Below are 19,348 nucleotides of genomic sequence, written 5' to 3' on the forward strand. Positions count from 1 at the left end.
GTATGCCCACGCTTCTAATTCAGCTGTCCTATCTGGTCATATTCATCTGGGCCGTCATCAGCCTCGTCCAGGATCTGCAGCTGCCGCGCAAAGCCTGGCTTCCCATCCTGCTCCATCTCGCGGTAGCCATCATCACCTTGAACTGGTTTCTCCACTCCATCAACTATTCGTTTTAGCAGGCAGAACATCTATGCCTTTAATCGTTCACTGGCATACAGCAAAAGGTCTGGGACGCTGTCGTCCCAGACCTTTTTGCCCTGCGGCGGCTGACTGGAAAAGGATGGGGCAAATGACTATACGCCCGCCTAATACCGGTCCGCAATCGCCCCGAATACGGCAGCTTTCAAATAAGGCTTACCGTTCAGCGCCTTTAGATTCTCTGCCGTGCCCGTCACGACGACACCCCAAATGCGCACATCGCTCGTCAGGGGAGCAGGCTTGTCCTTGCGCAAATAATCGTAAATCCGCTTGTACTCGCCCTCATACTTCCCCTTCTGGCTGAGACCGGCTTGAATCAGCTTCAGGAAATCCTCTTCTGCCGCCGTATTCGTCGCGGTATCGGGGTGCATGCCAAAGCCATACACGCCCGCTTCGCTGTCCGGAAACGGGCTGACCGAGCTCCCATCCGGCATTTTTTTCGCTTCATACGGGTAGCGGTTGGAGTAGGTGTCCACCCAATACCATACGGGATGGGCATCGGGAGGCAGCATGGCCCCGATTTCCTTGACCGTGTAGGCTTTGTCGAATGAAACGGCAAGCTCGACCAGCTTGTCCGGATCCATGGCCTCCAGCTGAGGGAGCTCGTTCAGCGTCCGCGGGTAGGAAATGTCAGGGAGATAGAAGAGCATCTCGCGCTCACCCGTATTCGGATTGTAAGGACGCATGTAGTCCAGCTTCTCTTCCTTCATGAATGCATCCGGCAGGCCCAGATTGTATCCTCCCGCCGGCTTGGAGAAATGGCCGAGTACATTGTATTCATAGGGCTCGGCGCCTTGGACGACCGGCACGCCCTCGATCAGCTTGTAGGTCTGGATGTCCAGCTTCCCTGTAAGCAGGCCGAAATCCGCCCGGTAGCCCCCTTCGTACGAGTTCGGTCCGCTGATCTGCTTGAACAGGGAAATATCGCGCAGCGCGTTATCCGAGCTCTTGTAAAGCAGCTGCAGATTGGCAATGAGCGCTCCCCCCAGTACGAGGACAGCGGCAGAGGCGGAGATGACCGCGCTGCGAAGCAGCGATTTCCTTTTCGCCTTGCGCACAAGTCCTGAAAGGTCTCCATCCGCTCTCCATCCGTCATTCTCCTGCCCCATCCCGCCGTGGTCAGACTCCATTTCACGATCGTTCTTCTTTTCCTCCGTCATCGTTCATCCCTCCGTAACCCTTTTGGAATTGCTTTCGCGCCCGGAACAGATAGGTTTTCACCTTCTCCGCTCGAATGCCGAGCAGACCCGCGATTTCCTGATAGCTCAGGTCCAGCTCATACTTCATGATCAGCAGCTGCTTGTAAACCGGATTCAGCCGGTCCAGCACGCGCTCGATCTCTTCCCGCTTTTCTTTCCGCAGCATGCTCAGTTCCGGGTCTCCTCCGGCATCATCCGCCGGGCTTTCCTCATAAGGAACCAGAATGCGCTTCTGCCTGCGGCATATGTCGTAATAATGATTCAAGGCGACCTTGTACAGCCAAGCTGAAAACTTGTCCGGATGGATGGCGTCCATATGGACAAGTCCCTTGTAGACGGTTTCCTGAACGATATCCTCCGCGAGCGTCCGTTCGGCGCCAAGACGGATCAAATACCCTTGGATTTGCCTTGCCTTCCTGCTAAGCGCTTCGCGCATCCTCTGCTCCACCATGCGCCTCCCTTCCTTGCCCTATAACGGATCTCCCTGCCCGCTTGTATACAACGCCGCCTTCGGTCCGGCATTTTTTCTTCCTTGGCGGCGGCAAAGGAAAAGGCAAAAGGCGCAGGGCAGCTTGGCTGCCTTGCGCCTCGGGCTTCTTATCGAAGGAATTGAATAAGACCGGAGATTCATGCTTCCGGCTCCAAGTTATCCGGCCCGTCCGTTTTCCAGCAGGCCGTACTTTTGCTTCACCCGGCCCAATATGTTCAGCCAGATGCCGGAAAACAGCGTCAGAAAGAACACGTTGGAGAGCGCATGGGCGAGATCGAAATAAAAGCTGGCCGCATAAACCGACGCGAAAGCCGGCCAGCTCAGCCGGTCGTAAAATCCGAGCAGGGACCATAGATTCATGATCCAGCCGAACAGAAAGCCCCAGCCGAAGCCGAACGCCGCGCGGCCCCAGCGGCTTGCCATGAAGCGGGTATGCCTCAGCAGTCCCGCTGTGAAGCCGATCATGCCCCAGCTGAACATCTGCCACGGCGTCCATGGGCCCTGGCCGAGCATCAGGTTGGAGGCGACCGCAGCGATGCTTCCGACCAGGAAGCCCGTCTCCGCTCCAAAAACGAGCGCTGCCATGATGACGACGAACGAAACGGGCTGCACGCTCGGCAGCGCCGCGAACGGCACGCGGCTCACCGCAGCGATGGCTCCAAGCATGGCGACCAGCAGCAGCTCCTCGGCCCGCAGCCGCCGGCGCTCGAAGCGGATGAAGAACGGCAGCATGACCAGCCCGATCATGAGGAGGCTGAGCGGCAGATAGAGCTCCCTCCTCCACAGCACGAGCACGAGAAGCGCGGCGATTCCGCCGAAGCTGAGAACGTACAGTCCCTTGCGCAGAGATTCGCTCATAACGGCACGTCCTCCAGGACGACGGCTTCCGGATAGAGGTTGCCGGCCGCCCGCTGCACGGCAGTCGTATAGAAGTAATTCTCCCGCATGAAGGAACGGGTATCCTCGGCCGCCGCCATGCGGCCGTCGAACAGCAGTCCGCAGCGGTCCGCATGGGAGGCGGCGAATTCGACATCATGGCTGACCATCAGAATGGTCGTCCCCCGCCTCCGAAGATCGGCAAGCAGCTCGGCAAGCTTTCCCTTGAAGAGCGGATCCAGCCCTTTGGTCGGCTCGTCGAGCAGCAGCAGGCGCGGATTGCCGAGCAGCACGATGAGCAGGGCCAGCTTCTGCTGCTGGCCGCCGCTGAGATCGAACGGATGGCGGGACTCCAGCCCCTCCAGCCCGAACCGCTCCAGCAGCTCCTGGAGACGGCTTTCCCGCTTTTCCAGGCCGAGCCGCTCCAGCCTGTCGTCCAGCTGCGCCCCGACCGTATCGCGCGTGAAGTACAGCAGCGGATTTTGAGCGACATAGCCGACCGAGCCCGCGCGGCGTTTCTTGAGCAGGCTCACGCCTTCCAGGAACAGGCTGCCCCGCAGCGGCTTGATCGCCCCCGCGATGACCTGCAGCAGCGTCGACTTGCCGCTGCCGTTGCTGCCGAACAGGGCGAACAGCTCGCCTTCGCGAATGTCCAGATCAAGCCCTCCGAGCACCATGGGGGCATCCTTCTCATAAGCGAAATAAAGTCCTTTGCCCGTCAGCAGCGGCTTGCCGGGCGGCGCGGCAGCCGATGCCGGCTTTCCTTCCGCCATGAACGTTTCGCCATGCTGACCGTCAGCCCCGTTAAGCTTGCCTGTCCGCGCCTGCAGCCATCGCTTGCCGTCCCTGACCGTCAGCGGCACCGCTCCTTCTTCTCCGAATCCTCCGCCCTGCAAATAGAGCCGGGTCGCCGAAGGCAGGAAGGCCGCATCGTCCCTGCTGCCGGAACGGCCGATCTGCCGGGCGGCCTCGCTGGGAGAGCCCGCGTAGGCGATGCGTCCTTCCCTCAGGACGAGAGCCTTCGTGACGAGCGGGAACAGATCCTCGAGCCGATGCTCGCTGATGATGACCGTAATCGACATTTCTTCGTTGATGCGGGCCAGCAGACCGATGAATTCCCTCGCCGCGATGGGATCCAGCTGCGCTGTCGGCTCGTCGAGCAGCAGCGCCTTCGGACGCAGCGACATGACCGATGCCAGGCTGAGCAGCTGCTTCTGGCCGCCTGACAGCTCATGGACTTGCCGATGCAGCCATTCCTCCATGCCGAAGAACGGCACGAGCTCGCCGATCCGGCGCTGAATCTGGTCGGACGGATAGCCGAGATTCTCCATGGCGAAGACAAGCTCCTGCCAGACCGTGTTCATGACGATCTGGCTGTCGGGATGCTGGAACACCATGCCGATCTCTTCCACAGACCTCCGCGCCGGCAGCTCCTCGATCGAGGCTCCGTCATAACGGATGCTTCCTTCCCGCTTGCCGGCCGGCCGCACCTCGTTTTTCAGCTGGCGCAGCAGCGTCGTCTTGCCGCAGCCGGACGGGCCGCATAGGAGGACGAAATCGCCATCGTCGATATCGACTGAAATACCGTCCAATATCGGGGCGTCGGAGCCCGCATACCGGAAGCTTACATTCTGGATCTGATAATGCGCCAATGCAGACGCTCCTTTCCGTTCATAACCGGCGGAATCGCCAGAAAGACCGCATAACAGCCCAAATGGACCCATGCCGAGAGCGATCCGTCCAGCGGCTGAAGCCTGGGAAACACTTCGTAGTCGTGGACGCCGTACAGCCGTCCGATGACGATCTGGCTCCCAAGGAGCACGATCAGCCATAGGCAGGCCCAATCCCTCGCTTCCATCCGGTACCGGACGGCGCTGCTCCGCTTGCCGCTCCCGTAGCCGCGCGAGCGCATCGAAGCGGCGGATTGCATCGACTCCTCCAGCGACCAGGCGACGAGGGTGTGCATCGTCTCCATCCCTTCCCGCATGAGCAGCTTCTTGCGCATGCCGGGGTAGATGTAGCCGAATGCCCGCTGAACCGTCATGATCTGCTTCAGCCTGCGCGTCAGCAGCGGAATGAAGCGCAGCGTCACGGTGATGGCGAACGCCGTTTGGGGCGCGATCGGAGCGGCCAGCAGCAGGAATTTATCCGAGGTGATGACCAGGCTGTACGCAGCGAAGGCGAGCAGGACATTGACCAGGGAGAGGGCGAACAAGGCCCCGTAGACGACGGATTCCTGCGTGACCGGCCGGTCGCGGAAGTAGAACAGGATCGTCGCTCCCCTGCTGGAGAACAGCGGATTGGTTATGAAGATGAATAAAGCCAGAACGGCATACAGCTTCAAGCCGCGCCGCATCGTCCTTCCTCCGTCGAGACTCAGATGGAGCGCGACGAGCGCCAGCAGCGTCAATCCCGACATGACGGGATCGGTGAACATCATGCAGGAGACGAGCAGCACCAGAAAATAAAGCATGCCTACGGCGGGATGGAGGCCGTTGAACCCAAGTCCTCTACTCATCGGAGCCCTTCCCGCCGCCGTCGCCCTCCGAGGCTCCGACATCCTTGCCGTAATCGGTCGTGTACACCCAGCGGATCTCGTCGCCCGGCTTGATCTTCGACGCGCCGGCGCTGCGGCTGGAGAAGGTGCCGTTCACGCTGAACAGCCAGCCGCTGCCCGCTCCCTCGTCGAATTCATACAGATTGCCGATTCCGCTTACATAGGCGGCCGCTCCCTTGCCGCTGTAATCGACGACCATCTTCCGGCTCCGCGCGGCCTTCTTCAGCACATCCAGCACCGTATCGCCTTCCTCGGCCTCGACCCGGGTCGCCTTGAGAATGACGCCCGTCTTGGCCGAGCCGGTTACCGATATCGTGACGGCCTGAGCCTGCGGCGGCTTGGCCGCCGGCGCGGAAGGCTTCGGCTTGGGCGCAGGCGATGCCGCGGGAGCTGTAGGCTTGGGCGCAGACGATGGTTCACCGGCGGGAGGCTTCGTTGCGCCTGTACCGGCTGCATTTGCGCCAGAGACCGGCGGCTTGGCCGTGCCGGCTGCGGTTCCGCCAGACGTCTGGGGATCAGGCGGCTCTGACGGCGCCGGGGAACCGTCTCCTCCCTGTCCCGCTGAACCGTCCTTGATCGGCGGCGTAGACGCTTCCGCTCCTGCGGCTGCTGCGCCGGCGCCGGCAGCGGCCAGGCCGGCATATCGAAGGGCGCCAAAGCCCCTTTGCAGAGCCTCTCCTCCTATATAAGCCGGACTTCGGCGGCTGAACATGCCCGCCTAAGGTCCAGAGCATCCTCAACCTCCAGACGCTTATGCTCCGGTCGCAGCCATGCTATCCTGAGGCTCAGCCAACAAAAAAGCGAGGGGGGCGGACGGATGGGCGGCCAAGAAGAGCGAAAGCCGAGAAATGTGTACATTCTGCTTACGGACACGGGCACTCTGTTTACGAAGCTGATCAAAAGCTTTACCGGAGCGCCTTACAATCACGCGTCGCTGGCGCTTGATCTGGATCTGCATCGGGCGTACAGCTTTGGACGCAAGAGCCTGTCGAACCCCCTCGCTGCCGGATTTGTGGAAGAGGATATATATGGCGGCATATTCCGCCGACACCCCGATACAAGATGCGTGCTGCTTCGTCTGAGCGCGACCGAGGAGCAGTACAAGCATGCAGGCACGGTGCTTGAAGGCTTTGGAAGGGCCGGAGAGCGATGCAAATACAACCTGATCGGACTGCTTGGAATCGCCTTGAATATTCGGATCGAGCCCCGCGACCGTTACTTCTGCTCGCAGTTCGTGGCCGAGGCGTTGGAACGGAGCGGATTCGGTCTGTTCGAAAAGCCGCCAGCGCTGGTAGCCCCGCATGATTTCCTCCTTCATCCCGGACTCGATAAAATTTTTGAAGGGCCCCTATATGAGTATCCTTTTCTGGACCGCGAGCTCCTGCCGGATTCGGCGGCGGAAGCCGAACATGCTATACTGATGGCAACAGAATCAGGCTGAAGGCGGTGCGGAAACGATGGAGCAGCAAGGCAAGCAGGACGAGCAGGGAACGATCGAGACAGAGGAAAGGATAGAGACGCAAGAAACGAAGGGAAACAGGGAGACGCAGCAAACGGATGCGGCACAGCAGTTGCAGCATTCACAGGAAGTGAAGGATACGCAGGTAGAGCAGCAGATTGCGAAGTGGATGGTCGGGGAGATCGAGAATCGCGGCATGCTTCGCCAGGAAGAAGCTGTTGCCCATGTGCGCGAGCAGTTCGGGGAGCAGTATGTGTTCACCAACGAGCAGGGTCATGCTTCGCTGGAGAAGGAAGTGAAGAAGGCCTTCCGCAAGCTGCACCGGGGCAGAGTCGCCTGGGACCGGGACGGATTTTTCTGGGCGTGGACGTAAGCTCGTTGCATGCCCCCGAGACCCTTTATATTTAGCATCGGCAGAGGCGCCTTACCGGATTTTCCTGTGATGGAGACGGAGAGGTGTTCTTTTTTTTGCCTCCGGGTAACCTTCGGCCGCTTCGATGGCACTTAAGGAGAGCATGGAGACGAAGGGGGAACGGCAATCTTGGAACAATCGGATTTTGAGCCGCTTGTCCGGAAGTTCACGCCGATGGCGATGGCCATCGCGAGGGAGAAGCTGATGGACTCCGGCGACGCCGAGGACGCCGTGCAGGAGGCTTTCACGCAGGCGTACCTGCACAGGCATTCTCTCCAGGACCCAGGGGCGTTTCCCGGCTGGTTCCGGCGGATCGTGGAGCGTCAGTGCTACCGGATGACCCGGCGCCGCAAGCTGCCCTCGGCCCCTTATGACGACGGCTTCCTGGCGGCGTTCGGGGAGTCGCTGGAAGAACAGGTGGAGAGGCGCCTGGAGGCAGAGGAGCTCCGTCAATCGCTGGCCTCTCTCCCCGCGAAGCAGCGGACTGCCGCCGAGCTGTATTACTGGCGAGGGTATTCGCTCGGAGAGATGTCGGCCTTCCTCGGCGTGTCTCCGTCAACGCTCAAGAAGAGGCTGCACGATGCCCGCCGTTCCCTCAGGCGCGCCATGCCGGTAGCCGATGCCGCTGCCATGCTGAAGGAACTATATGAAGGAGGAGACGACATGCTTCATATCACGAACGGAGACTGCGCCGCGCAGAAGCTGCGGGAGTCCGGCATCGGCGGCGAGATCGTCGCTTGGCGGGAAGCGTACAACCACGGCCCTGTCTTCGCAGACGGCGCAGATAAGGACGGCAGGGAGATTCGCGCGCACTATCTGGAGCAGACGCTGGGAGTGCCGCGTGAGGAATATCTGTCTGCCTGCGAGGCTCAGGAAGCCAAGCTGGGAGAGCTGGAGCGCTTCGGCGAGGTCGTGCTCTGGTTCGAGCATGATCTGTACGACCAGAGCATGCTTGCCTATCTGCTGCATGAGCTTGCCCGGCGCAAGCCGGAATCGGTCAGGCTCAGCCTGCTCTGCATCGGGGAGTATCCGGGCGTGGAGCCCTTCATCGGACTCGGCCAGCTCTCGGGCAGGCAGCTGGGAGCATTGTCCGGCACTTGGCAGCCGATCGGGAAAGAGCAGCTTGAGCTTGGGAGCGGCTTATGGGAGGCGTATGCGTCCGCAGATCCGATGAGGCTGCAGCGGCTGCTGGACGGCGATACGTCCGCTCTTCCGCTGGCCCACGATGCGTTCCGGGCCCATCTGGCGCGCTTCCCTTCCTCCCGGGACGGGCTTGGCAGCGCAGAGCGCGCGATTCTGGAGCTGGCAAGGGAGGGAAATCTCGCGGCGGATGGGATGTTCCGCATATTCACCGTGAAGATGCAGCTGCTCGGCATGGGCGATCTGCAATTCCGCCATATCCTGAACGGGCTGGCGGAGCAGCCGGAGCCTCTGCTTGCCTGGATGGACGGCGACTGTGATTCACCGTCTGACCGTGCGGTATTCCGGGAGGGGACGCTCGCATTGACGGCATTCGGGCGACGGGTGCTGGACGGCGCGGCCAACCGCGGCGAAGGCGGAGAGTGGGACGACTGGTACGGAGGCGCGCATGTTGCGGGCAGCCGCCCGGCTTGGCTCTGGGACGGACAGACGGGGCGGCTGGAGGAGAATTCGGCCGTTTCGGGCAAGGATTGATACAGACTTGTTGCGTGACAATTCTGCCTATGGTAGTATAGGCGTAATATCTACTCGGATGAATTCGCATAGCTGAACAGTTACTTGAGCGTACCGAAAGGCCTGCCGTAACCCGCTTCGCTTATGTCGTATCTTCACCAGGGTAACCAGGGCAGGAGGTGTCAACATGCAAAGAGGAACTGTGAAATGGTTCAACGCCGAGAAAGGCTACGGCTTTATCGAGGTTGAAGGTGGCGGCGACGTATTCGTCCACTTCTCCGCAATCACGGGCGAAGGCTTCAAAACGCTTGACGAAGGTCAAAGCGTGGAGTTCAACGTCGTAGAAGGCAGCCGCGGACCGCAGGCTGAAAACGTAGTTAAGCTGTAAGCTTGATTGCGAAGAGAACCGGGATCTTGGGATCCCGGTTTTTTTGTTTTGAGCAAGGGATGGATATGAACCCAATCCTGCCTATTGATTCAAAGACAGCAGCATCACTTATTCCCTTTTTGGACATGGATCGGAGGCCGCGGTTATGGCCGGAATCGGAAAAGGAAACCTAAGATAGGGTTGTCGATTTCTCTCGAATGCGGTAGAAAACGACAACAATAGGGGATATCAGGTAGAAAAAATGGCCTGTTGTTGGTAAAATTGCCCTGACTAATGAATAGACAGGGGGAAATCGCTTGCGAGCATGGCGTGCTTTACTCCTTTTGGCCATCGCCTCGGCCATCCTGCTGGCCGCCTGCGAGGCCTCGGGGGAGCGGCCGCCTCAGGAGCGGATCGTCAAGCTGCTGACGGCGAAGAAGATGGAGGGCAGGCTGGCGGGGACGGCCGGCAACGAAGAGGCTGTCCAAGCGATCGGAGAGGAATTTGCCCGTATCGGCCTGGAGAAATACAGCGGAGACGACTACCCGGTCCTATTTCCGTACCGATCGGCAGAACGCAGGGAGATCGGCCTGAAGGTGACGATGAAGGACGGCAGCGTCAAGGAGCTGGTGTATGGTAAGCATTTCCGGGAACGCGTAATCCGGATGGATCTCGACGCTACGGCCGAGCTGAAGCTGGGCGAGGATTCCATCGGCTCGCTGACGGCCGGTACCGCATTCGTGGCGGCATCGGAGGAGGAGCTCGATCGGGCGCAGAAGGGGAGCACTCGGTTCATCCTGGCCCGCACCGACATGCTCAAGCAATATCCCGCCCGGCGGAATCTTAATGTGCCCGTCGTGGATATCAATGACGATACATATATCTTTCTGAAGAAGAAGCAGGAGGGAATTGAAAGCATCTCTCTGCGAATGAAGTATGAGGACAAGGAAGAGGCGAAGGCCGCCAGCGTCATCGGCAAAATCTCAGGCACGTCTGCAAGCGGACCGGATCACCATGTCCTCGTCCTTTCGGCGCCTCTCGATTCCCTGGGCTCGGACGCCGGGCAGATCTATGAGGGCGCTTCCCGGGCCGCGGCTGTCAGCGTGCTCGCGGGGCTGGCGGAATCGCTGAAGGCCCTTTCGGAAGAGAGGCCGTTTTATTCCGACATCGTCTTTTGCGCCTTCAATGGGAGGGAAAACGGGCTTCAGGGAAGCCAGGCTCTCGTCGATTCCCTCTATGATTCCAATGTACACCTTTCTGCGGTCAGCTTGGATGCGGTGGGGGTCAAAGGCGGCAAGCTCAACTTGCTAACCGACAACACGAAGAATCGTTTTGTAACCTCACTGGCGGATGTATTGAAGCAGGACGGCTTCAATGCGGATATACGCCACAACTTTGACGGCGATCATGCTTCCTTCGGCTATTATTCGCTCCCTGCGGTGTCGTTCGGGCTGGAGGAGCCGAACAGCGTGCGGACGGTCCGGGACCGGGCAGAGAATCTTGATTACGGGGAGCTGTCGCGAATTTCCGGCATCATTCTCGACTTTGTCCAAAAGCAGGACGAAGAGGCGAAGCTGGAGCATAACCACGCGGAGCTATATCCGTTCGGCCGGGAGAAATCGATGTATGAATACCAGGACGTCAAGCAGCAGCTGGTGCAAAGAGAGATGGCCAAACTGGCGTTCAAGCAGTACGAGCTGTTCGAGAATAAAGAGCAGAACATTCGGGAGCTGGTCTCGAACCCGTATCAAAACATGGATAAAGTGGAGTTCCAGAATCGATATCCGGGTTATTCTCTCCCGCAGAGCGTGGGGCGCTATTCTCTCCGGAGCGTGATTGCCATCGTGGACGAAAAAGCTTTCGGAGCGGGCAATCTGGATGATCTGGAGCCGAATCGGATTTATACGTCGGACAAGACAGTTGAAAAAAAGGATATCAATGAATTGAGTCTCAGCTACGAAGGGGAGAATGGTTCGGTTCTGTTTTTATCCGTGCTGAACGGAGAGGGAAGCTCGTCCATGCAGAATTCCGATACAATTCCATCTCGAGAGGTTCTGAAAAACGGATTGGAATTCACGGTCTATGATCGCGCCGGAACGGCTTTTTCGGTGCTGTACCCGTTCAACTCCGGAGGGAAGGACTACAAAGCCAGCCTGGTTGCCTATGTAATGACGGATACGGGGATGTCTCCAAAATGGGAGCTTGACGATGCGGAGACGGCCGCGCTGCTGAAGGGAATCGACTGGAAGGGCCTGACTTGAGTCAAGAGAACTGCATGGGAGAGCCGACGCCGGCGCTGAGGATAACGGATGCCCTGCTCAGGGAATAGAGATTGGCGCAGATTCCCCCAGGGCATATTAGGCAGCCATTTTTTAAATAGCAGGAACGTCCATACACAAAAAAGACCCTGGAGAGAGCAGTTCTCCAGGGTCTGTTTGGGTATTTTAGGAACCGCCGCGACGGCTGCCTCCTGCCTTCGTCCGTCAACGAACGTCGGTTGCGGCAAGCAAGGGATAATGGGTGCCGAGCAGCCAAGCCAGCAGCCAGAGGGCGGCGATGGAGACCGCATACAGGGCATCGATGCGCGACCAGCCATAGACGTAATAGTACGTGCGCTTGCCGCTGCCGCTGCGGAAGCGCCTCGCCTCCATGGCGGCGGCCATCCGGTGGGCGCGCCGGATGCTCTGGGCCAGCAGCGGCAGGGCATACATCCGCAGGCGGCCGTAGATTCCTTTGCGTCCGGGGCCGGCTCCCCGGATCTGGAGCGCTTGGCGGAGCGTGAAGAATTCATCCGCCAGCAGCGGAACCATATTGAGGGCGGCCAGGAAGCTGTAGGCGTACTTGGACGGCATCCGGAGCTGCTGCATGAGCGAGTAGAACAAGGCGACCGGACGGGTCGTAAGCGCGAAGGCGAGTCCGACCGCCGCGACCTGGAGCGAGCGGAGCCCCAGATGCAGCCCGCGATAGAAGCTTTCCTCCGTGATCCGGATCAGGCCGAGCTCGAACCAGAGCGTAGCGCCGGTCCCGAACATGATCATGCCGGAGGCTGACGAGATGAAGACAAGCAGGAACGGGGAAGCGTACAGCAGCACGCGCAGAGGCGGATGTCCGGTTGCAAGCAGCGGCAGCAGGGATGCGGCTGCGAGCAGGGCCATGACATTGGGGTTGTGGACGAACAGGGCGGCGACGAACAGCAGCACGGACACCGCTAGCTTCAGCGTCGGGTTGACGCGATGCAGCCAGGTTTCGCGATGGGAAAAGGTCAGATGCATGCCGTGCCGCCGCTCCTTTCCGCAACAAGCCCGCCGTCGACTAGCCACTGCCGGGTCGCGAAGCGCCGGACCAGCTCCGGGTCGTGGGTGATCATGAGAATGGCGCAGCCGCCCGAGCGAAGCCGTTCCAACTGCTCCATCATCCGCACCGTGCCGCTCGCGTCGAGGCCGAAGGTCGGCTCATCCAGCAGCAGCAGGCGCTGGCCGCCGACCATGGCCGTTGCGACGCTGAGCCTGCGCTTCTGTCCCATCGACAGCTGATAGGGATGGCGGCCGCCGAGGCCGTCGAGCGCGTAGTTCTCCATGAGCGTCCTTGCCCGGCTGCTGCGCTCCGGTTCCCGCAGCGATCGCGGCAAGGAGTAGGCGAGCTCGTCGAGGACGGAGTCCGTCACGAGCTGGAACTCGGGATTTTGGAAGCTCAGCGCGGCATGCTTGGCCATATCCCCGGGCTTTTTCAGGCTTTGGACCGGAATGCCGGGAATGTACAGGCTTCCCTTGGTCTTGATCAGCTTCATGATGGCGAGCAGCAGCGTGCTCTTGCCGGCTCCGTTGACGCCGGTGACGGCGATCCAGTCGCCGGCGTTCACTGCGAGCGGGCCGGTCCGCACCTTGGGCCGGCCGCCCCGCCATCCTTCCAGACCGTCCAGCTCGAGCAGCAGCTCGGCGGAACGGACGCCAGACGACGGAGCGGTCGCTGCGGGGCGGATGGCGGCATTCCGATCGTAGTCCTCCCAGAAGCCGGGGTACCAGATGCCGTATTCCCGCAGCAGCTCCCGGTGCTCCCGGAACACGAGGCGAGGAGAGCCGTCGGCCTGGATGCTTCCGTCGGGTCCGAATACAATGACCCGGTCCATATCTTCCGCGATGCCGGCAATCTTGTGCTCGACGATGATGACGGTCCGCCCGCCCCAGACGGAGCGGAGCGAGCTCCATACCTGCCGCGTGCCCTCCTCGTCCAGGAGGGCGGTAGGCTCGTCGAGCAGCAGAGCATCGGGCTCCATGGCGATCATGGCCGCGATGGCAAGCCGCTGCTTCATTCCTTGGGACATGCCGGCTACCGGGAAATGGGGGTCTGCCAGGCACAGGCCGACAGCCTCGAGACAGCGAGAGATGCGGGCCGGCATTTCCTCGCGCGCAATGCCCGCGTTCTCCAGCGCGAAGGCGATTTCTTCGTCGGCATACGGCATGCAGAACTGGGAATCCGGATCCTGGAACACATAGCCCGGCCGGGCGGGAACAAGGCAGCAGTCCGCCTTCATCGGGATGCGGATGGCCGCCGGCACCAGGCCGCCGAGCACCTGCAGCAGCGTCGACTTCCCGCAGCCGCTCGGTCCGAGCAGCAGCACCTTCTGGCCGCGTTCGATGGTCAGGCTCAGCCCTTTGAAGAGGAGCGGAGTGTCTTCTCCGGGATATCGGAGCCGCAGGTTCTCTACGCGCGCCGCAGGCCCGGCATGTTGGACGGGCGGCATCGGCCGTTTCGCTGCAGGCACAGCCTCGTCGGCATGACGCTGCCGTTCGGTGCCGGTTCCGGAGGCATTCATAGAGGGCAAGCGGCCGCTCCCGATGGCGGGAGCGAGAGCTGCAAGCGGCGTCGAAGCCGCGCCGATCTCCCCGCCGTTCGTCGGAGTGTGGCTGCGAATGCAGCCTTTTAGGATGACGTCTGCAGCTTTCATCGCCTTATCCGAGAGCCTCGTAATCCTTGGCCGATGCCGGGCGGATGAGGCTCAGCACGCCGGTGCGCTCCAGCGCCTTGGCCAGCGCCCAGGCGAACAGGCCGGCGATGACGACGCTGCCGAGCAGACGCATGGAGACGAACAAGGTGTAGTTCCAGGCGGTCATTTTATCGATGTAGCTGTAATGCGCGTCGATGAAGATGGAGACGACGGCGGAGCCCAGGGACGCAAGGACCGTCACGATCGCACCTGCCTTCCGGTACAGGAAGGCGGCGAAGATGATTTCGGCTCCGAGACCCTGCAGCACTCCATAGACAAGCGTCGAGGCTCCCCACGATCCGCCCATGAACGCTTCCAGCGCGGCCGCGGCCGTCTCGGCGAGCAGCGCGGCCCCGGGCTTGCGGATCAGGAGGAAGGCGAAGGTGCCGGCCATGAACCACATGCCGTAGCTGAGCTGCTCCGCATGAAGGCCGAGCGGCTTGAGAATGTCGTACATCGGATTCCAGATGCGGTAGATGATGCCGAAAACGACGGCTACGACAAGCGTGACGAGAATGTCGGCGAGCGTCAGTCCTTTTGGACGGTCGGCATTGGGCATGGCGGTGGACATAAGAAATCAGACTCCCTCTCAAGGAAAATTGGAATGTTCCCCACAGATGGCTGCTGACCCGGCCCGACCTCCTCCGGGGGCATAGGAAAAGCCCGCCGGAAGCCGGCGGGCAGAGGGAATAAAGGCATATCCGCGCAGGATGGGCGCAAGCCCGGCGGCGCGGTGCATTCTCTCTACGCTGGCATTACCCAGATCAGATCAATGGTCAGCGGCATACGGCCGCAGTCTCAGCCCGACTTCATCGAGCCCCCATGCATGCTATGGAAATTGTCCTTACTATAACGTGAAAATCGGGAAGCGGCAAGAGGGATTATGGCCGGCGGTCAGCGGGGAGCGATATTTTCCGCGAGCAGCTCGCCCATCGGCGACCAGTCCGGCTCCGGGGGGCGGGTCGGGCTGGACACGGGCAGCAGCGGGAACAGAAGCTCCGCGATGCGGTACGCCTCCTCCAGGTGGGGGTAGCCCGACAGGATGAACCTGTCGATGCCGAGCGCGGCGTACTCCTTCAGGCGAAGCGCCACCGATTCGGGATCGCCGACGAGCGCGGTGCCGACGCCGCCGCGCACGCGGCCGATGCCGGTCCACAGGTTGGGAGCGATCTCGTCCTGCCCTTCGCTGTCGCGGACCAGCTGTGTCATGCGGCGCTGCCCGACCGAATCGAACCGATCCAGCACGGCCTGCGCGCTCCGGGCGTCCTCCTCGCTGACATGGCGGATGAGCCGGCGGGCTGCGGCCCAGGCTTCCTCCGCCGTCTCACGGACGATGATCTGCACCCGCAGGCCGATGTCGACCTGCCTGCCGAGAGCATGGGCGCGGGAGCGGACGTCGGCGATTTTGGCCGCAACCATCTCCGGCGTTTCGGCCCAGGTCAGATAGGTGTCGATATGCTTGGCGGCGACGGCATGGCCGGCTTCCGAGGAGGCTCCGATATAGAGCGGCGGCGACTTGCGGCCGAAGGGAGGATATTGGAGCCGGGCCCCTTCCACCTGGATATGCCTGCCGCGGAAGGTGACCTCCTCGCCGGCCATCAGGCGATGCCATACTTGCAGGAACTCGTCCGTAGCCTCGTACCGGTCGGCGTGGCTCAGAAAAATGCCGTCACCCCGCATTTCATGCGGATCTCCGCCGGTGACGACGTTCACGAGCAGCCTGCCCGAGGAGAGCCTCTCGAACGTAGCGGCCATGCGGGCGGCGATCGTCACCGAGACGCCTGCCGGGCGGACCGCCACGAGAAAACGCAGGCGCTCCGTGGCGGTCATGAGCGCGGATGCGACGACCCAGCCGTCCTCGCAGGCATGGCCTGTCGGCACGAGCATGCCGGTATAGCCGAGCCTGTCGACGGCCTGGGCGATTTGCCGGAAATAAGGCAAGTCGGTTATTTTGGCGCCTTGCGTCGTACCCAAGTAGCGCCCGTCTCCCATTGTAGGGAGGTACCAGAATAGTTCCATGATGTCTCCTCCTGCATTATTGTCCGATTTGCCTGATGTCGAATTTATGAACGGGAAGCACCCGGCAGGCTGGCAACCTAGGAATGGAATAGCTCCCGTCTTTCCGTCTGAACGATGAATCTAAGGACGGTACGGCTCCTGCCTGGAGGACGGTCCTCCCAGCGGCATGGCTTCCGCTCGTCCGGTGCGCCCTTGCCGGGCTGCGCCTGACGGCGCCCCGTCCGCGATGCGCCCGATCAGCCATTCGCGGAGCTCGGCGAACTCCCGGCTGGATCGCAGCGGAGCCTTTCCTTCCGCATGCAGAGGATTGGCGAAGTCCTCGACGATCCTTCCCGGAGACGGATGCAGGAGCAGGATGCGCCGGCCGAGCAGCAGCGCTTCGTCGACATCATGCGTGATGAAAAGAATGCATTTGCCCGTTTTCCTCCAGATCTCGCCGACATGAGTCTGCATGGACTCGCGCGTCAGGGCGTCCAGCGCGCTGAACGGCTCATCCATGAGGATGATGCTGGGGTCGGCGGCCAGCGTGCGGGCGATGGCGGCCCGCTGTTTCATGCCTCCCGACAGCTGGTGGGGATACATGGACGCTGCGGAGGCAAGGCCGACCAGCTCCAGATAGGCTTGTGCCTTGCGGCGGCGCTCGGCTTTGGGCATGCCGGCCATTTTCAGGCCGAACTCGACATTGCGGGCAACGGAAAGCCACGGGAACAGGTTGGCATGCTGGAAGACGACGCCGACCTTGGTGTCCGGAGCGGAATGCTGTGCTCCGTCAATGACGATGCGTCCCTCCGACGGCTGGATATACCCTGCGATCAGGTTCAGCAGGGAGGACTTGCCGCATCCGGACGGACCGAGGACACAGATGAATTCATCTCCCGCCAGCTCCAGGCCGATGTCCTGCAGCACGGAAGGGGCAGTCGGTGAAGCCGGGCCGTAGCGAAGGGAGATATGCTCCAGACGGATGCGGCCCGCAGCGGCTTCGCCGGGCGGCGGCACAGGCACGGATGCGGCGCCCGTTCGTTGGGCTGTCACGGTCATGGCGGATCCTCCTTAAGGACGGTAATGGGCATGCGGGCGATACGCCCGCCTCAGGCCGTTACTTCAAATAAAGATCGCTTCGGATCGCTTCCTGGAACGTCTTCAGGCCGGGCGCGGATTTGATCGACTTCTGCTCGACGAGGAAATCGGCCGTTTCCTTCAGCAGCGCCCCGAAGGCGCCGGGCTTGTCGGGTGTGCCCATATACTCGGGAAGAGTCTGCTCGGAGGCGTCCAGCACGGTGATCTGCTTCATCGCCGTCAGCGTCTCTTGCGGGGACAGGCCGAGCTCCTTGGCGAGCAGGCCGGACGCTTCCTCGGCATGGTCCCGGTAATACTTGGTCCCCTCGTCGAGCACCTCGATGTAGCCTTTGACGGCTTCCGGATACTTGGAGGCGAACTCCTTGCTCACGACGCCGAATTCTCCGGTGATGCCGCCTCCGGCCGCCACTTCCTTGGAGGTGACGATGACCTTGCCGCCGTCCGCGATCAGCTTGGACTGCACGGGCTGCCAGATGTAGGCTCCGTCGATGTCGCCCCTCTGCCATGCTGCGGCCATTTCGGGGGCGGGCATGTCGATGATCTTGATTCCCGACGGATCGATGTTCTTCTGCTTCAAGGCGGAGAGCAGGCTGAAATGGGAAGTGGAGCTGAATGTGGTGGCGATCGTCTTGCCCTTCAGATCCTCCAGGCTGCCGATGCCTGCGGAAGTCTTCACGACGAGCGCCTCGCTCTCGCCGATGATGTCGTGGATGTAATAGATCTCGTCGGGCAGTCCCTGCGCGATGCCGGAAGCTCCCGGCGGCGTGCCGACCATGCCGAAGTCGATGCTGCCGCCCGCCATGGCAGCGTTGACGTCGCGGCCGGCGTCGAACTTCAGCCACGAGACTTTGACGCCGGGAAATTTCTTCTCGGCCAGTCCGAGAGCTTTGGCCATCAGCTCGCCGTTCGGGCTGACCTGATAGCCGATCCGGATTTCCTTGGGCAGGCCGGAGCTTCCGCCGCCTTGGTCTGAGCTTCCTTCGCTGGATGAGCCGCATGCCGTGAGCGCAAGCAGGAGAAGCGCGAGGGAAAGGGCATAGAGAAATCCGCGTCCTTGTCGGCGGAATCCGGTGGAATGGGAAAGTCTGTTCATAGGATGGAGCCTCCTGATCTGATCGGGGAATGGGGAGCTTGGAAAAGAGAGGGGGACGGTCGGCTGAACGGGTTGGGAAGCTGTCAGCCCCGAGCCCACGGCGATGCCTTGCGGATCAGCAGCCGGAGAGAGGAATCGATGATGATCGCGATGATTCCCATGAGAATGATGCCGGCATAGATGATGTCGCTGCGAAGATATTTGCTGGCGTCCAGCACCATCCAGCCCATGCCGGAGATGGCCGCGACCATCTCCGCGGCGACAAGCGTGGAGTAGGTGACGCCCACGGCGGTGCGCAGGCCGGTCAGCACATCGGGAAGGCAGGACGGCAGGATGACGTAGGCGTACAGTCTCCAGCCGCGCGCGCCCAGGGAGCGGGCGCCGTTGATGCGCTCTGCCGGCACCTGGCGGCTGCTGTGGACGGCGGCGATGAACAGAGGCGAGAAGCCGCTCAGGAAGAGCAGGACGATCTTGGACTCGTCGGCGATGCCGAACCAGAGCACGAGCAGCGAGTAGTAAGCGAGCGGGGGGAAGAGGGCGGTAGAATTCGACGAACGGATCGAATACGGCCCTCAGCCAGCGGTTGCGTCCGCACAGGATTCCGAGCGGCACGGCCGTGACGGCCGCCAGCGCGATGGCGATCAGAATCCGGCGCAGGCTCGCTCCGACATGGGCGGCGAGCGACGAGTCCTTGTAGCCGTGCTGCGCGATATCCGCGAAGGCGGCCCAGACGTCGGCGGGCGGCGGCAGAAACAGCGGACTGACCCAGCCGAAGCGTCCGGACAGCCACCAGAGCAGGAGGACGGCCCTCCAGGAGATCGCTCTCCAGAAACTTCTCCATAAGACTTTTGTTGGATTTCAAATCAAGTTTCGGGACTTSRAGAATCAGAGAGGGGGTGCCCCCGACCGTGCTTGACCGTACGACTGCTTAGAATGAATATGACCGGGTAGACCAAAGCGCTGA

At 61.4% G+C, this 19,348-nt stretch carries 19 protein-coding genes and 1 riboswitch; of the genes, 6 read left to right on the forward strand and 13 right to left on the reverse strand.

The genetic code is table 11. The features are described from left to right. The first annotated feature begins 2 nt into the window (after window positions 1–2). Window positions 3–176: a hypothetical protein gene (locus BN871_RS27500; RefSeq protein WP_157053957.1), complete on the forward strand. Its 174-nt coding sequence runs from the start codon at window positions 3–5 to the stop codon at window positions 174–176. A 129-nt stretch (window positions 177–305) separates the two neighbouring features. Here BN871_RS27500 and BN871_RS05965 read toward each other — a convergent pair whose 3' ends face one another. The 6 genes from BN871_RS05965 to BN871_RS26115 all read right to left on the reverse strand — a co-directional run bounded on the left by BN871_RS05965 (window position 306) and on the right by BN871_RS26115 (window position 6,032). After that, entirely contained in the window at window positions 306–1,358 is a 1,053-nt protein-coding gene (locus tag BN871_RS05965; RefSeq protein WP_021879676.1) for an anti-sigma factor, read from the reverse strand. Further along, window positions 1,330–1,848, reverse strand: coding sequence for an RNA polymerase sigma factor (locus BN871_RS05970; protein ID WP_021879675.1), 519 nt, complete (start codon window positions 1,846–1,848; stop codon window positions 1,330–1,332). The genes BN871_RS05965 and BN871_RS05970 overlap by 29 nt, the downstream gene beginning before the upstream one ends. 195 nt (window positions 1,849–2,043) lie before the next feature. Beyond that, window positions 2,044–2,745: an ECF transporter S component gene (locus BN871_RS05975; protein WP_049868252.1), complete on the reverse strand. Its 702-nt coding sequence runs from the start codon at window positions 2,743–2,745 to the stop codon at window positions 2,044–2,046. Then, the gene (locus BN871_RS05980; protein WP_048745002.1) at window positions 2,742–4,415 is read right to left on the reverse strand and encodes an ABC transporter ATP-binding protein; all 1,674 of its coding nucleotides are present in this window, start codon (window positions 4,413–4,415) and stop codon (window positions 2,742–2,744) included. The genes BN871_RS05975 and BN871_RS05980 overlap by 4 nt, the downstream gene beginning before the upstream one ends. Beyond that, window positions 4,388–5,281: an energy-coupling factor transporter transmembrane component T gene (locus tag BN871_RS05985; protein ID WP_048745003.1), complete on the reverse strand. Its 894-nt coding sequence runs from the start codon at window positions 5,279–5,281 to the stop codon at window positions 4,388–4,390. Before BN871_RS05985 ends, BN871_RS05980 begins: the two co-directional genes overlap by 28 nt. Continuing rightward, window positions 5,274–6,032 carry a DUF4430 domain-containing protein gene (locus BN871_RS26115; protein ID WP_053086943.1) on the reverse strand — a complete coding sequence of 253 codons (759 nt, stop codon included), beginning with the start codon at window positions 6,030–6,032 and terminating at the stop codon, window positions 5,274–5,276. The genes BN871_RS05985 and BN871_RS26115 overlap by 8 nt, the downstream gene beginning before the upstream one ends. A gap of 105 nt (window positions 6,033–6,137) precedes the next feature. On the opposite strand from BN871_RS26115, the gene BN871_RS05995 reads away from it, so the two are divergent. The 5 genes from BN871_RS05995 to BN871_RS06015 all read left to right on the forward strand — a co-directional run bounded on the left by BN871_RS05995 (window position 6,138) and on the right by BN871_RS06015 (window position 11,472). Continuing rightward, entirely contained in the window at window positions 6,138–6,761 is a 624-nt protein-coding gene (locus tag BN871_RS05995; RefSeq protein ID WP_232312847.1) for a hypothetical protein, read from the forward strand. Window positions 6,762–6,909: 148 nt separating this feature from the next. Then, complete coding sequence (locus BN871_RS06000; RefSeq protein WP_373864547.1) at window positions 6,910–7,152, forward strand: DUF6953 family protein; 243 nt, start codon at window positions 6,910–6,912, stop codon at window positions 7,150–7,152. A gap of 168 nt (window positions 7,153–7,320) precedes the next feature. Then, complete coding sequence (locus tag BN871_RS06005; RefSeq protein WP_157060218.1) at window positions 7,321–8,865, forward strand: sigma-70 family RNA polymerase sigma factor; 1,545 nt, start codon at window positions 7,321–7,323, stop codon at window positions 8,863–8,865. Between the two features lie 166 nt (window positions 8,866–9,031). Then, window positions 9,032–9,232, forward strand: a complete 201-nt coding sequence (locus tag BN871_RS06010) for a cold-shock protein (RefSeq protein ID WP_048745005.1) — start codon at window positions 9,032–9,034, stop codon at window positions 9,230–9,232. A 296-nt stretch (window positions 9,233–9,528) separates the two neighbouring features. Next, window positions 9,529–11,472: a M28 family metallopeptidase gene (locus BN871_RS06015; protein ID WP_021878884.1), complete on the forward strand. Its 1,944-nt coding sequence runs from the start codon at window positions 9,529–9,531 to the stop codon at window positions 11,470–11,472. A 222-nt stretch (window positions 11,473–11,694) separates the two neighbouring features. Here the strand turns inward: BN871_RS06015 and BN871_RS06020 are convergent, their stop codons facing one another. The 7 genes from BN871_RS06020 to BN871_RS28880 all read right to left on the reverse strand — a co-directional run bounded on the left by BN871_RS06020 (window position 11,695) and on the right by BN871_RS28880 (window position 18,887). Then, window positions 11,695–12,483 (reverse strand): energy-coupling factor transporter transmembrane protein EcfT, encoded by a 789-nt coding sequence (locus tag BN871_RS06020; RefSeq protein WP_048745007.1) that lies wholly within the window; start codon window positions 12,481–12,483, stop codon window positions 11,695–11,697. Beyond that, a complete protein-coding gene (locus tag BN871_RS06025) occupies window positions 12,474–14,156 on the reverse strand; it encodes an ABC transporter ATP-binding protein (protein ID WP_232312849.1) in 1,683 nt (560 codons plus the stop codon). Before BN871_RS06025 ends, BN871_RS06020 begins: the two co-directional genes overlap by 10 nt. A 4-nt stretch (window positions 14,157–14,160) precedes the next feature. Then, a complete protein-coding gene (locus BN871_RS06030) occupies window positions 14,161–14,766 on the reverse strand; it encodes an ECF transporter S component (protein ID WP_048745008.1) in 606 nt (201 codons plus the stop codon). A gap of 153 nt (window positions 14,767–14,919) precedes the next feature. Beyond that, window positions 14,920–15,029: riboswitch (TPP riboswitch) on the reverse strand. Between the two features lie 60 nt (window positions 15,030–15,089). Next, entirely contained in the window at window positions 15,090–16,214 is a 1,125-nt protein-coding gene (ssuD, locus tag BN871_RS06035; protein WP_048745009.1) for an FMNH2-dependent alkanesulfonate monooxygenase, read from the reverse strand. Window positions 16,215–16,334: 120 nt separating this feature from the next. After that, window positions 16,335–17,252, reverse strand: a complete 918-nt coding sequence (locus BN871_RS06040) for an ABC transporter ATP-binding protein (RefSeq protein ID WP_021879428.1) — start codon at window positions 17,250–17,252, stop codon at window positions 16,335–16,337. A 58-nt stretch (window positions 17,253–17,310) separates the two neighbouring features. Continuing rightward, window positions 17,311–18,384 (reverse strand): aliphatic sulfonate ABC transporter substrate-binding protein, encoded by a 1,074-nt coding sequence (locus BN871_RS06045; protein ID WP_048745010.1) that lies wholly within the window; start codon window positions 18,382–18,384, stop codon window positions 17,311–17,313. Window positions 18,385–18,467: 83 nt separating this feature from the next. Further along, window positions 18,468–18,887, reverse strand: coding sequence for an ABC transporter permease subunit (locus BN871_RS28880; protein ID WP_232312850.1), 420 nt, complete (start codon window positions 18,885–18,887; stop codon window positions 18,468–18,470). Window positions 18,888–19,348: the final 461 nt, after the last annotated feature.

Source organism: Paenibacillus sp. P22 (genome assembly GCF_000469945.2).
Lineage (GTDB): Bacteria > Bacillota > Bacilli > Paenibacillales > Paenibacillaceae > Paenibacillus_O > Paenibacillus_O humicus.